Genomic DNA, 13,442 nt, shown 5'->3' with positions numbered 1-13,442 from the left:
CGCCGCCCTCGTCACCTGAGCGCCGCGCGCCCCTCGATCGCCCCCATCGCCTCCCGGAACATCGCCACCGCCACCTCCAGGCTCTCCTTCGAGAGCCCGACGCGCGGGAACGGGTTCACCTCGATGAAGTGGAACCCCTTCCCATCGATCACGTAGTCGACCCCCGCGATCTCCAGCCCGAACAGCCGCATCGCTTGCCGCGCGTGCGCCATGATCGCCTCGCCGGGTGTCCACGGCTCGAACGACGCGCCCGGCCCGTTCTTGATCCACGACCCTTTGTTGACGATCCGCGCCCCGAACGCGCGCTCCCCGAGCAGCAGCACCCGCACCGACTCGCCCTTGAAGAACGGCTCCATCGACGCCACCCCCTCCCACCGCGGGATGTCGCGCGCGGACCGGATCAGGTGCTTCCCCTCTCCGCGGTGCTCCTCGCCCACCTTGAGCACGTACGGGAAGGGAAGCTGTGGCTCCCGGGTGAACTCCGCCTGCACCACCGGATGGTCGACGAGCCCCGCGGCGACGCACCGCGCGAGCGCCGCGTGGCGCGCAGACACCGCGAGCAGCATCTCCGGATCGGGCCAGCAGGGAATCGCGTGCGCCGCGAGCTGGCCCAGGGTGTGGCGCTCCAGATCCTTGTCGCGGACGTCGGCGAAGTACAGCACGCCCCGGAAATCGTCGCTGTCGTTCCTCCGGCGGTGCAGGCGCCCTGCCGTCACGTCGAAGGTCGTCGCCGAGACGACGGCGCCCCAGCCGGCGCGCTCCTTCAGAAGCGGGAGCGCCGCCGCGGGCTCGCCGGTGATGAAGAGGAACCGCGTCTCCATGGCAGAGAGCCTACAGCACAGGCGATGGCGCGACCCCGGAAGCTCCGTGGCTCACTTCCCCCGCGCACCGGCGGTTGCCCTCATCCCTGCCGTGTTCTAAGCCGCACGCCATGACGGCTCACACCCGCGTCCTTCCGCTGATCCTGCTCCTCGCCTGCGCGCCTTCCGCGCCGCCTGCGTCCTCTTCCGCGGAAGCGCCAGCGCCCTCCAGTGCTCCTTCCGTCGGCGCAGATCTCCCTTCGACCGCGGCTTCGAACGCGACCGCCGCCTCTGCTTCCCCCTCCGCCTCTTCCCCCACGCCGCCCTCTCCTGCCCAGCCCCCCGCGCGTGACGAGATCGTCGACCTCTCCCGCTTCTTCGCCCCCGCGAAGCTCACCGGCTCCTTCCTCGTCCACCAGCCCCGCACGGGCCGCACCCTCCGCTACAACCCCGAGCGCCTCCGCACCCGCTTCACCCCTGCCAGCACCTTCAAGATCCCGAACTCCCTCATCGCCGTCGAGACCGGCGTCGCCAGCGGCCCCGAGTTCGCCATCGCCTGGGACAGCACCAAGGCCCCCAAGGAGGCGTGGTGGCCCGAAGCCTGGACGCGCAAGGAGCACACCCTGGAGAGCGCCTTCCGCAACTCCGTCGTCTGGTACTACCAGGAGATCGCCCGCCGCATCGGCCCCGAGCGCATGCAGACCTACCTGCGCCAGTTCGACTACGGCAACCAGGACACGACCCCCCGCATCGACACCTTCTGGCTGAGCGGCGGCCTGCGCATCTCCCCCGAAGAAGAGGTGCGCTTCCTCCAGCGCTTCCACGAAGGCAAGCTCGGCGTCTCCGCCCGCGCCACCGCCGCCGTGAAGCAGATCCTGGTCCTCGAAGACTCGTCCGCCTACCGCCTGAGCGGCAAGACCGGCACCAGCGCCGAGGACCCCGCGCGCGAGCTTGGGTGGCTCGTCGGCTACGTCGAGCGCGGCGACGACGTCGCCTACTACGCCCTCAACATGGAGGGCCCTGGCATCTGGAAAAACTTCTCCCCCCAGAAGCGCGTCTCTCTCGCCCGCGAGATCCTGCAGTCCCTCGGCTTCATCCCCGAAGGCGCCGCCCCGCCCCCCGCCAAGGCTCCCTGACGCGCGCAGCCGCTGTGCTCACGTCTCGAGCGCCGGCTCCATCGTCGGATGGTCGATGTACGGCCGCAGCTCCGTCACCTTCCCCTCCTTCACCGTCCACACGTGGGCCACCGGCACATCGAACGTCTTCCCCGTGGCCAGCGTCGCCCCTTGCGTCCTCCCGATCGCGACCACCTGCTCCCCGGCCTCGATGTACCGCTCCACCGCGACCGCCGACTTGATCTTCGCCCCCAGCTTCCCGAAGAACTCCCGCATCCCCGCGTGCCCCTCGTAGCACCCACCCCAGGGCATCGCGTTCGACTGCACGATCTTCACGTCCTCCGCGATCATCCTGAACAGCGCCTCCAGATCGCGCCGCCCCATCGCCGCGTACACCTGCTGCACAAGCTCCACGTTCGCGCCTGCCATCACGTCCACTCCTTCGTTGAGCCCCCCGGCGCGCATCTGAACACTTCTGGTGCGCGCAGGTCCATTCTGGCGCGCGGTGGTCCACTCCTCGGCCCGTCCGCGCGCGCTCACCCCTCGGCGCCCGACGGCATCCGATCGCGCGTCGAACTCTCCGGCTGGGGCGAGGCGTGGCTCCTCTCCGCGTCCGAGGCACTGACCCCACGCACACTTCATGTATCCGGAGCACCGTCCGGTGGTGCCGACGTGGACCAGCACGTGCAACCAAGAGCCTCCCAACGTACGCTCGACAGCGCCGCTCCTGTCGCCGAGCGCCTTCACCGCATGCTCACCTCGCTCCACCTCCGCCAGTTCAAGAGCTTCCGGGACGTCACCCTTCCGCTCGGCCCGTTCACCCTGATCGTGGGCACCAACGCTTCCGGCAAGAGCAACCTGCGCGACGCGCTCCGCTTCCTGCACGGCATCGGCCAGGGCTACTCCCTCGCGGAGATCATCGACGAGAAGTTCGGCGAGGGTGGTGAGCGCCAGTGGGCAGGCATCCGCGGAGGTACCCGGGAGATCGCGTTCGAAGGAAGCAAGAGTTCTCCGTGGGCGCTGGCATCCGCGACAAGCCGGGGGTTTTCGGCAAACCAGGGATCGTCTCACCGTCCGTCTATGGAGGCGGAATCGCCGCGGCCGCCCTGGCCCGGCGCAGACCTACATCGCCAGCAAGCCCGTGCTCATCCAGGCCGCGCACAAAGCAGCGGAGCGCCTGCGCATCGTAGAGCTTGCGCTCCCTGTCCTGCATTCCATGCGCTTCCTCGACCTCTCCCCGGTCGCGATGCGCATCCCCTCGCTCCCTGGTCAGCCCATCCTCGGTGACCGCGGCGAGCGCCTCTCCTCCGCCCTTCTCTCCATCTGCCGCGACGAAGCCCGTAAACGAACCCTCCTTGAATGGCTCCGCGCGCTGACGCCCCTCGACGTCGTCGACTTCACCTTCCCCGAGGATTTCTCCGGCCGCGTCCTCGTCCACCTCGTCGAGCAGAGCGGCCGCAAGATCTCCGCGCACAGCGCCTCCGAGGGCACCCTCCGCTTCCTCGCGCTGCTCGCTGCCTTGCTCGATGCCGATCCGACGCGCACCTACGTCATCGAGGAGATCGACAACGGCATCCACCCGACCCGCCTCCACCTCCTCGTCCAGCTCATCGAGCAGCAGTGCCGCACCGGCGGCGTCCAGGTCATCGCCACCACCCACTCCCCCCAGCTCCTCGGCTTCCTCAGCCCCGAGGCCCGGGCCGCAGCCTTGCTCGTCTACCGCCTGCGCGGCGCCGACGAGAGCCGCATCCGCCGCATCGCCGAGCTGCCCGACCTGGAACGCATCCTCGAAACCCAGGACCTCTCCCGCCTCCACGCCTCGGGCTGGCTGGAAGACATGGCCGAGCTGATGGCCGACGCGGAGCACGAGGCCGCCGAATGAGCTACCGCGTCCTGGTCATCCCTGAGGATTTCCGGAAAGACGCGATGGTGCTTCAGCCCATCGTCGAGGCGCTCTTCGTGCACCTCGGCCGTAAGGCGAAGGTGATCGTCTGCCGCTCGTTACGCGCGGATACGGCAGCTTCGCCCCGAGATCGTTGAGCTGGAGCAGCGAATCGCGGCGGTACGCTGAGCGCGTGTGGATTTTAGGGCTGGCGTGGCAGGCGATTCTGGCCACCATCCACGCAGCAGATGAGGTTGCGCGAGGTTGCCGTCAGGGGAGGGGAGACGGTAGGTCGTACACATCACGATCTGCTGCGCGGAGTCGCTCCCGCGCAGCGTCGATGGCAGCTTTGCGGCTGTCTTCTGCCTGTTCCTGCAGCGCACGCCACGCTTCGGGATCCATGCTGCTGCGCTCCCGGGCGAGCCTGAGGACGAGCCTCTTTGCTGATACCGCATCGCTGATGGTTCGGCCGATCTCCAGCGATGCCTCCGCGAGCACCAATGCCTGGTCACCCGCACCAGCCGCCAGCGCGGCGCGCGCCATGTAGCCATGTACAGCCTCTTGTCCGCGCAGATCCCGTATATCGCGAAAGCCGCGGAGCACCTCCTGGAAGCGCGCGAACGCCTCGGAGGGGCGTTGCAATGCCAGCGACAGCAAACCAAGCCCTTGCAGGCAGTTCGCCTCGCCGAGACGGTGCTGGATGTCGCGGTAGATGACCAAGGCAAGGTTGTAGTGTTGGCGCGCGGCGTCGAGATCGTCGACGTGCCTGCCGAGGTCGCCCAGGCTCCGAAGGCAGTTTGCCTCGCCGAGGCGGTCGTGGACGGTGCGGAAGATGGCTAGGGCGAGGTCGTCGTACCCGCGTGTGGCATCGTGCTCATCGCGCTGCAATGCGAGGCTGCCTTCGAGGTGCAGCGCCATGGCGACGCCTCCCATGTACTGGACGCTGCTTGCCAGCCGCTTGGCCTCGGCTGCCATAATCTGTGCGTCATCGAGGGCGTGGAACTGCAACATCTGCTCGCCGAGTTCGTGCCATGCATCCGCCAGCGCCCCGGCAGGCGGAGGCTCGTCGGCGTCCATCAAGGCGCGGAGTGGCGAGGTCGGCCACGGCGTGCAGGCAGCGGGCTTCGCCCTGCCGGTCGTGCGTCTCGCGGTGCAGGCCCAGCGCGCGCCCGTACGCGAGCCACGCCGCCTCCACGTCGCCGCGGCGCATGGCCACCTCGCCCTCCAGGTGCAGGGCGCGGGCGAGGTGGATTGAGGAGACCGCCTCTCCGGCGAGCCGCGTCGCTTCCCGCGCGGCCTGCGCGGCCTCGTCCAGCGCATCGTGGTCGAGCGCCGCGTCTCCCAGGAGACGCCACGCTTCCGAGAGCTCCGCCGCCCTCGCCGCCGGCACTACCAGCACCAGAGGCCCCGTGATGCGCGCGACCAGTGCGTCCCGCCCGAGGAGAACGCATTTTCTTGTCCCTGCTCCGTTAGCGACATCCTCCCGCCCGCAGGCAGTGGGGGTCAGATCGAGGTCGGGGTCGTGGCGCGCTGGTCGGGTCGCCTTCGCGCTGGCCAAGCTCGTCCAGCCTGGTCAGGCAGCGGGCCTTGCTATCACTGTGAGCAGCCAGCGCGCGACGTCGCGCGGGATCTCCATGGCGGTGAGGTGAGGCGCGAGCGTCGTCGTCTCTCGGCCGTGCTCCTCGCTTCCCGTGCACCTCAGGATGCTTGAGGCGCGCCGTCGCCACCATCACGCATGCACCTGGCGCATGTCACGCGCTCCTCCCCTCCGTCCACCCCGCCGCGCCGGGTGAGGGATGTCAGGACTCGGCGCTCCCGGGGACTCCCGGTGCTGTTCGCCGAGGTCCCGGTGCTGTTCGCCGAGGTCCCGGTGCTGTCCGCCGAGGTCCCGGTGCTGTCCGCCGAGGTCCCGGTGCTGATCAGCCAGGTCCCGGTGCCTCTTGTTCACCCCCGGCGCAGAAGTTTCTCCCCGGCGGCAAAACCGAGGTCCCGGTGCCTTTCAGGCGTTCGGTCATCCCGCCTTCCACTGTTACATCTGGTTACATTTGCCTGCTCTTTCGCCCACCTGGTGAGTTTGAATCGCACACATTCGTCGGAAAGTTGCTTTCACCGTTATTTTTATTCTCACACCTTGCGCCGTCCCGGCCGGGTGCATAACTCCTTGCGCAGTCTGATCGCCAGAATTGTCTGGCTTGGGAGGAATGCATGGATCTCACGAATATTGCACCCGTCCGCCGCGCAGAACTGATCGCAGCAGGACAGAGGTTTGGCTCGGACGTCGTGCTCGCGCAGGGCCGCAAGACCCTCGCTGCGCTGGCAGTCCACGGGGCGAAGCTCGCCGACTTCGGCTTCGGGCTGGATGACGCGGAGGAGCTTGAAGATGCGTGTGACGAGCTGGTGACGTCGGGGGGCTTCCGGGCGCTCCGCCGCACCGACAAGAAGAAATCCGCGCTCGGGTATGAGCGGGCCCTGCGTGACGCGGGAGAGGTCCGGCTCCGCGCCCGCTCGGTGCTCGGCAACGCCCGCCGGCACCTCGCCCGCACGGCCGGCGCCGAGCCTGAGCAGGCTGTGCGTCTCATCGACAGCGTGCTCGAACGCACCTCGCTCGCGGTCAGGGAAACGGCGCCCATGGCCATCCAGCTCGACGAGCTGCGGGCGGTCTTCGGCGATGCCACCATCGCGCCCGTGGTCGCCGAGCGCGGCGGTCCGAAGGCGGTGACGGATCTCCTCGCGTGTGCCACGGGCCTGCACGGCGCGGACAAGGCGGTCGCCGGGCCCCTCGGCACGCCGGAGCACACCGAGCGGCTCGATCTCGTCGACGGCATCGTCCTCGAGCTGGTTCGCAGCGCGCGCGAGGCGGCCGACGTGGCGAGCAAGGCGCTCGGGGAGCCGGCGCTGGTGACGGTGTTCTCCCTGTCCGACCTGTATCCCACGCAGGTGGGCGAGGGGTCGAAGGGCGACGGTCCCAAGGGGAACGGTCAGGACACCAAGCCCTCGACGGACAACACCACCGGCACCGGACCCTCGAAGGACGGCACCTGCGCGGCTGCTTCCGCGGCTACTTCTGCGGCTGCTTCAGGGCCCGCTGCGCCACCCCCTGAGGCCCGGGTGAACGCGGCGCCTGCTGCGCCTCCCGCCGTGAGCTGACCCGTCCGAGCTTCCCTCCTCGAACGTTCCCTCCTCGACCGTTCTCTTCTGTCCGTCTCCTGTCCCTCCGCGAGCCTGCGCGTCACATCCCGCCGCGGGCTCGCATCTCTCCCTCCCGTCTCCTCCCGCGCCACCGCGCCGCCTCGCGTCGCGTCACGCTGGTGCGGTCTCATCCTTCAGGCCAAGGACTTTTCCGGCGTGAGTCTCCCTGCTTGACGCCAGCGCCTGCTCCCCGATGATCGGGGGCATATGCGGTCCTCTCCTCGTCTTGGGCTTACTCTTCTTGCGGCCATCGCTGGCTCCACGGCGCTTGGTCTGTTCGGCAGCGCTGCTTGCTCCGGCGGTGGCGAGGCCTCGTCCGACACGTCGAACAACACCACGAGCAGCAACACCAACGCTGGTGGCAGTGGTGGCACCGGGGGCAACGGTGGCGTGGGCGGGAACGGCGGCTCCTCGGGGACGGTCATCCCGCCGCCGCCGCCCGCGTTCCCGGCCGATCCGCAGATCGAGGACGTGCTGCCGGATGACACGGCCGATGTCTTCAACAGCATGCCGGGCACGGACTCGGGGGGACCTTGCGTCTCGGAGCCGACCATGGATGCGCTCGTCCCGCGGAACTGGACGCCGCTCCGCTTCGAGTGGACGCCGCCTCCGGGGCACAACGTCATCGAGCTGAGGCTCAAGGTCGACAACCAGGAGAATGATCTGGTCGTCTACACCTCGCAGCCGCTCTACACGATCCCGCGGGAGATGTGGGCGTCGCTCACCCAGAACAGCGGGGGGCACGACGTCGAGGTGCAGGTGCGCAGCGCGCAGATCGAGAACGGGGCGCTGGTGAGCCCGCCGATGGTGGGCACGAGTGGGGTCGTGCACCTCGCGCCGGTCGAGGCGCCGGGGAGCATCGTGTACTGGTCGAGCTCTGCGGGCACGGCGTTCCGCGGGTTCACGGTCGGCGACGAGCAGGTGACCACGGTGATCACGCCGGGGCAGGTCAGCAGCGACACGGGGTGCGTCAGTTGCCACTCGTCGTCGCCGGACGGCAAGCTGGTGTTCTTCACCCGGGATCTCACGCCCTCCGGAGCGCGGGCGGTGTCGGCGCGCTCGGCGGACGGGATGTCGACGGTCCCGCCCGCGAACGTGGTCTCGCAGGTGGCGCTGGATCTCCTGGCGCGGGTCACGCAAGGGGCGCCGGTGCTCTCGGGGGCGCACTACAGTGCGACGGACTCGGTGGCGATCTCCGTCTATTACGGCGTGGAGACGGCCAACCGCGGGGAGCTTGCCTGGACCAACCTGCACGCGGCAGACCCGGCGTCGGGGTGGGGGATCCTGGCGCGCAACGGCGATCCGCGGACGGCGGTGTCGCCGACGTGGTGGCACGACGGGACGACCATCGCTTACGTCTCGGCGCCCAGCTCGCACAGCGGGGTGGTCTCGAGCGTGACGCCCGAGGATCCGAACCTGGACATCTACACGGTGCCCTTCAACAACCGGCAGGGCGGCAACGCGACGCCGCTCGCGGGCGCGAGCGATCCCGGCTTCCTGGAGTTCTACCCGGTGATCTCGCCGGAGGACCGGTTCCTCGCCTTCAACCGCATCGCGCAGGGCACGGGGGCCAACTCGTACAACCAGCCAGGCGCCGAGGTGATGGTGGTGCCGGCGGGCGGCGGCGACGCGGTGCGCATCGAGGGCAACGATCCGCCGGCGTGCGTGGGCAAGCCGAGCCCGGGGATCACCAACTCCTGGCCACGATGGGCGCCGAGCGTGGGCACGGCGAACGGCAAGAACTACTACTGGCTCACCTACTCGTCGACGCGGCGGCCGGCGAACAACCCGCAGCTCTACGTGGCCGGCGTGGTCACCTCGATGGTGAACGGGGTGGAGACCCTCGAGCGGACCTTCCCGGCGGTCTACGTGACCACCCAGCCGCCCGAGGAAAACAACCACACTCCGGCCTGGGACGTGTTCCAGATCCCCGAGCCGCAGTGATCCGCGCGCACGCCGGGGTGCGGGGCTTCATGGCTCCACGTCGGAATCTTTCCTCTCGGCACGTCTCCGGCGCGGGCCCTGCTTGACGCCCGCGCCTGCTCCCCGATGATCGGGCGCATCATGCAGTCTTCTCCCCGCCTCGGGCTCGCTCTTCTCGTGGCCATCGCCGGCTCCACGGCGCTCGGCCTGTTCGGCAGCGTCGCGTGCTCCGGCGACGGAGCGTCGTCCTCCGCCTCCTCGAACAACAACAACCCGACCAGCGCTGGCGGCAACGGTGGCGCGGGGGGCGCGGGGGGCAACGGTGGCTCGTCGAGCTCCCTCATCCCGCCGACGGTCGACGATTTCCCCGCGACGCCGCAGGTCGTGGGGGACCTGCCGACGAACGTGGCCGACATCTTCAACGGCATGCCGGGCACGGACCCGGGTGGACCTTGCGTCTCGGAGCCGGCCATGGAGGCGCTCGTCCCCAAGAACTGGACGCCGCTCCGCTTCGAGTGGACGCCGCCTCCGGGGCACAACGTCATCGAGCTGCGGCTCAAGGTCGACAACCAGCCGCATGAGCTGGTGGTCTACACCCCGGAGCCGCTCTACACGATCCCGCGGGAGATGTGGGAGGGGCTGGCGCAGAACAGCGCCGGGCACGACGTGGAGGTGCAGGTGCGCAGCGCGCAGATCGAGAACGGGGCGCTGGTGAGCGCGCCGCTGGTGGGCACGAGCGGCGTCGTGCACCTCGCGCCGGTCGAGGCGCCGGGGAGCATCGTGTACTGGTCGAGCTCCGGAGGGACGGCGTTCCGGGGGTTCACGGTGGGGGACGAGCAGGTGACCACGGTGATCGCTCCGGCGCAGGTCAGCGACGACACCAACTGCGTCAGTTGCCACACCTCGTCGCCGGACGGCAAGCTGGTGTTCTTCACCCGGGATCTCACGCCCTCCGGGGCGCGCGCGGTGTCGGCGCGCTCGGCGGACGGGACGTCGACGACGCCGCCTGCGCAGACCGTGTCGCAGGTGGCGCTGGATCTCCTGGCGCGTCCGACGCAGGGCGCGCCCGTGCTCTCGGAGGCGCACTACAGCGCGACCGACGCGGTGGCGATCACCGTCCTCTACGACGCGTCCACGGCCAACCGTGGCGCGCTGGCGTGGACCAACCTGCACGCGGCCGATCCGGCGTCGGGGTCGGGCCTCCTGGCGCGCACCGGCGATCCGCGGCAGGCCACCTCGCCGACCTGGTGGCACGACGGCACGACCATCGCCTACGTCTCCGCGGAGGTCTCCGGGAGCGGCGTCGTCGCGGGCGTCTCGGCCAACGATCCGACCATGGACATCTACACGGTGCCCTTCAACGATCGCCAGGGCGGCAACGCCACGCCGCTCGCGGGGGCGAGCGATCCTGGCTACTGGGAGTTCTACCCGGTGATCTCTCCGGAGGACCGGTTCCTCGCCTTCAACCGCATCGCGGCGAACACCGGCAACGACTCCTACGACGAGCCCAACGCCGAGGTGATGGTGGTGCCCGCGGCCGGCGGCGACGCGGTGCGCATCGAGGGCAACGACCCGCCGGCGTGCGTGGGCAAGCCGAGCCCCGGGATCACCAACTCGTGGCCGCGCTGGGCGCCGAGCGTGCAGATCGCGGACGGCAAGCGGTACTACTGGCTCACCTACTCGTCGAAGCGGCGGCCCGCGGGCAACCCGCAGCTCTACGTGAGCGGCGTGGTCACCGCGGTGGTGAACGGGGTGGAGACCGTCGAGCGGACCTACCCGGCGATCTACGTGACCTCGCAGCCGCCCGAGGAGAACAACCACACCCCGGCCTGGGACGTGTTCCAGATCCCCGAGCCGCAGTGACACGCCCGCCGCAGTGACACGCCCGCCTCCCTGCGGGGCCAGTTCGGGCTAAGCTCCGCGGATGTCGCGCGACCTCCCCGTCGGGCCCCGCCCTCGCCGCAGCCGGCGCTCGCCCCTCGCCACCGCGCTGGCGGCGCAGCCGGTGCTCGCCGCGCTGCCCGCGCTGGCCGCGCTCGTGAGCGTCCACCTCACGCCGCTCACGTCGCTCACGTCGCTCACGCCGCTCACGCCGCTCACGCCGCTCACGCCGCTCACGCCGCTCAGCCGTGCCGGGCTTGGCCTCGTCCCCGAGGCGCACGCCTTCCTGTGGCCGAACGTGCCGGAGCAGATCGCGCGGGCGCTCACCTCCGGGGACGTGGCGGAGCGGCGGATGGCGGCGCAGCGCATCGGGGAGCTGCCCCCGGAGACGGCGAAGCAGCTCATCTCGCGGTCGCTCGCGGATCCGGACGCGGAGGTGCGGCTGCGCATCGCCCAGGCGGCGGTGAGCTTCCGCATCCCGAGGGCGGGGGATCTGGTGGTCGAGTGGCTGAGCGAGACGGACGCGCGCATCCGCCTCGCGGCGTGCGACGTGATCCGCTCGGCGCCCACGGATCGCTCGGTGACCGCGCTGGGGCGGGTGCTCGGCGATCCGGACCCGCACGTGCGGGTGGCGGCGGCGGCGGCGATGGGCAGCTCAGGGATGGCGGAGGCGGTGTCGCCGCTGCTCGGGCACATCGACGACAACGAGCCCGAGGTGCGGGCGGAGGTGGGGCGCGCGCTCGGGCGCATCGGCGATACGCGGGCGGTGGTGCCGCTCATCGGCAAGGTGCAGGACGCGCTGCCCGAGGTGCGCCGGGCCGTGGCGCGCGCGCTCGGAGAGCTGGGGGACGCGCGGGCGGTGAGCGCGCTGATGCTGGCGTTGCAGGACGCGGCGGCCGAGGTGCGGATCGAGGCGGTGAACGCGCTCGGGAAGCTGCGCTCCGACGAGGCGACGGTGGCCATCGCGCCGCTCGCGACCCAGGACGAGGCCGACCTCGCGGCGAGCTTCGGATCGATGCGCATGCCGGTCCCGGGCGGCCGGTCCATGGACGACCGCGCAGGGCGGGGTGAGGTGCGGGAGGCTGCGCTGCGCGCGCTCGGGCGGATCGGCTCCGAGGCGGCCGTGAAGGTGCTGATCGGCGCGCTGGCGAAGGACGATCCGGGGACGCCGCGCTCGGCGGTGCGAGACGCCCTGGTCTCCACGGGGAAGAGCGCCGTCGCCCCGCTCGCGGCCGCGCTCTCGGGGTCGCCGCTCGGGAACACCGGGGCCGGGGCGGCGCTCGTGCTGGGGCGGCTCAAGGCCGCCGAGGGGCGCGAGGCGATCGTGCGGGGGATGCAGCGGGGCGCGGTGCCGCTGCGGTTCGGGCTGAAGGCGGTGGCCGAGATGGGCTCTCCGGAGGCGCTGCCGACGGTGCTGGAGCTGCTCGGGGACGAGGATCCGTCGGTGCGCCGCGAGGCGATCCGCGCGGCGATGGCGCTGCTCGATCCGGCGCGCGGGGATGGGCGGGCGGTGGACCCGGCGCGGGCGCTCCTGAACGACGCGGGGACGCCGATCGACGAGCGGGTGGAGCTGGCGCGGCTCCTCGGGCGCACGGGCTCGCCGCGGGCGCAGGAGGCGCTTTTGCCGCTGGTGAAGGTGAGCGCGGCGCCGCTCCGGCTGGCGGCGCTGGAGGCGCTGGGGTCGCTGCGCCTCGGCGCGGGCGCGGGCGCTGCCGTGGAGCGGGCGCTGCTCGGCGCGCTCGACGACGAGTCGCCCGAGGTGCGGCTGCGGGCGGCGATCTCGCTGTCGCGGGTGGCGGGCCCGGGGGCCGCGAAGGTGCTGCTGGAGCGGTTGACGGTCGCGGCGGAGCAGGATCGGGGAGCGCTCGGGATCGCGCTGTCGGGGGCGCTGTCGAGGACGCAGGATCCGGCGGTGGTGCGCGCGGTGGAGGCCGCGGTGGCGAGCGCGCCGGAGGTGGCGCGCGATGCGCTGATCGAGGGGCTGGGGAGGACGCGCGACAAGGCGGCAGGGGAGGCGCTCGAGCGGCTCTCGCGGGGGAGCATCGACGATCGGCGGAAGGTGGCGGAGGCGCTCGCCGGGCACGCGGGGAACGCGGGGAACGCGGGGAACGCGGGGGGCGCGGCGGCGCTGCGGCGGCTCGCGGGGGATGCAGATCCGGGGGTGCGGGCGAGTGCGGTGTGGTCGCTCGGTGCGGTGGGAGGGAAGGACGCGGTGGGGCTCCTCGGGGCGGCGCTGAAGGACCCGGATGTGGCGGTCGCGGGGAACGCGGCGGCGGCGGTGGGGCGGGTCGCGGCGCGGGCGAAGGACCCGGCGGCTGCGTCGGGGGTGCTGTGCGGGGCGCTCGGGGACAGCCGGCCCTACGTGAGGGCGAACGCGCTCTCGGGGCTGTCGGTGGCGGGGGCGCGCTGCGAGAGGGCGCTGGCGCGGGACCTCCTGGCGCGGGACCCGGCGGAGGCGGTGCGGCTCGCGGCGGCGGACCACCTGGCGCGGGGAGCGCGGGATGCCGACAAGGAAGGGGTCGCGGACGCGCGGGCGCTGGCGCGGTGCGCGAGCGATGACCGCAACGCGAGCGTGGGTCTGCGCTGCGGTCGGGTGCTGGGGGCTGCGGGGGGGAGCAGCGGTCGCGCGGCAGGGGGGAGCGGTGGGGTGGG

At 71.3% G+C, this 13,442-nt stretch carries 12 protein-coding genes; 9 read left to right on the top strand and 3 right to left on the bottom strand.

All coding sequences use genetic code 11. The features are described from left to right. Nucleotides 1-11 precede the first annotated feature (11 nt). Nucleotides 12-821 (bottom strand): ATP-grasp domain-containing protein, encoded by an 810-nt coding sequence (locus CAP_RS01790; RefSeq protein WP_044235384.1) that lies wholly within the window; start codon nucleotides 819-821, stop codon nucleotides 12-14. 110 nt (nucleotides 822-931) lie between these two features. Between CAP_RS01790 and CAP_RS01785 the strand changes: the two genes are divergently transcribed. After that, nucleotides 932-1,936 carry a penicillin-binding transpeptidase domain-containing protein gene (locus tag CAP_RS01785; RefSeq protein ID WP_052373956.1) on the top strand — a complete coding sequence of 335 codons (1,005 nt, stop codon included), beginning with the start codon at nucleotides 932-934 and terminating at the stop codon, nucleotides 1,934-1,936. A gap of 18 nt (nucleotides 1,937-1,954) precedes the next feature. On the opposite strand, the gene CAP_RS51830 is transcribed toward CAP_RS01785, so the two are convergent. Continuing rightward, nucleotides 1,955-2,344 carry a nuclear transport factor 2 family protein gene (locus CAP_RS51830; protein WP_197040951.1) on the bottom strand — a complete coding sequence of 130 codons (390 nt, stop codon included), beginning with the start codon at nucleotides 2,342-2,344 and terminating at the stop codon, nucleotides 1,955-1,957. 321 nt (nucleotides 2,345-2,665) lie between these two features. On the opposite strand from CAP_RS51830, the gene CAP_RS49680 reads away from it, so the two are divergent. From CAP_RS49680 to CAP_RS49675, 3 genes are read left to right on the top strand one after another with little or no spacing between them, the layout of a single operon-like run. After that, the gene (locus CAP_RS49680; protein ID WP_156040402.1) at nucleotides 2,666-3,202 is read left to right on the top strand and encodes an AAA family ATPase; all 537 of its coding nucleotides are present in this window, start codon (nucleotides 2,666-2,668) and stop codon (nucleotides 3,200-3,202) included. Continuing rightward, entirely contained in the window at nucleotides 3,132-3,797 is a 666-nt protein-coding gene (locus CAP_RS01775) for an AAA family ATPase (protein WP_156040401.1), read from the top strand. The genes CAP_RS49680 and CAP_RS01775 overlap by 71 nt, the downstream gene beginning before the upstream one ends. Next, nucleotides 3,794-3,955 (top strand): hypothetical protein, encoded by a 162-nt coding sequence (locus CAP_RS49675; protein ID WP_156040400.1) that lies wholly within the window; start codon nucleotides 3,794-3,796, stop codon nucleotides 3,953-3,955. The genes CAP_RS01775 and CAP_RS49675 overlap by 4 nt, the downstream gene beginning before the upstream one ends. Nucleotides 3,956-4,067: 112 nt before the next feature. Here CAP_RS49675 and CAP_RS01770 read toward each other — a convergent pair whose 3' ends face one another. Continuing rightward, complete coding sequence (locus CAP_RS01770) at nucleotides 4,068-4,874, bottom strand: tetratricopeptide repeat protein (protein ID WP_044235374.1); 807 nt, start codon at nucleotides 4,872-4,874, stop codon at nucleotides 4,068-4,070. Nucleotides 4,875-4,905: 31 nt separating this feature from the next. On the opposite strand from CAP_RS01770, the gene CAP_RS49670 reads away from it, so the two are divergent. From CAP_RS49670 to CAP_RS01750, 5 genes are all read left to right on the top strand, one after another. Further along, entirely contained in the window at nucleotides 4,906-5,052 is a 147-nt protein-coding gene (locus CAP_RS49670; RefSeq protein WP_156040399.1) for a hypothetical protein, read from the top strand. A gap of 950 nt (nucleotides 5,053-6,002) precedes the next feature. After that, nucleotides 6,003-6,944 carry a hypothetical protein gene (locus CAP_RS01765; protein WP_044235373.1) on the top strand — a complete coding sequence of 314 codons (942 nt, stop codon included), beginning with the start codon at nucleotides 6,003-6,005 and terminating at the stop codon, nucleotides 6,942-6,944. Nucleotides 6,945-7,193: 249 nt separating this feature from the next. Continuing rightward, nucleotides 7,194-8,930: a TolB family protein gene (locus CAP_RS51825; RefSeq protein ID WP_081864457.1), complete on the top strand. Its 1,737-nt coding sequence runs from the start codon at nucleotides 7,194-7,196 to the stop codon at nucleotides 8,928-8,930. A gap of 120 nt (nucleotides 8,931-9,050) precedes the next feature. After that, nucleotides 9,051-10,772: a TolB family protein gene (locus CAP_RS01755; protein ID WP_156040398.1), complete on the top strand. Its 1,722-nt coding sequence runs from the start codon at nucleotides 9,051-9,053 to the stop codon at nucleotides 10,770-10,772. A 61-nt stretch (nucleotides 10,773-10,833) separates the two neighbouring features. Then, nucleotides 10,834-13,442: HEAT repeat domain-containing protein (locus CAP_RS01750; protein WP_044235367.1), on the top strand; the 2,609-nt coding region annotated here is incomplete at its 3' end.

This window comes from Chondromyces apiculatus DSM 436 (assembly GCF_000601485.1).
Taxonomy (GTDB): domain Bacteria; phylum Myxococcota_A; class Polyangia; order Polyangiales; family Polyangiaceae; genus Chondromyces; species Chondromyces apiculatus.
Note: the sequence above shows the minus strand (reverse complement) of the source record. Positions and strands in the feature narration are given on the sequence as shown.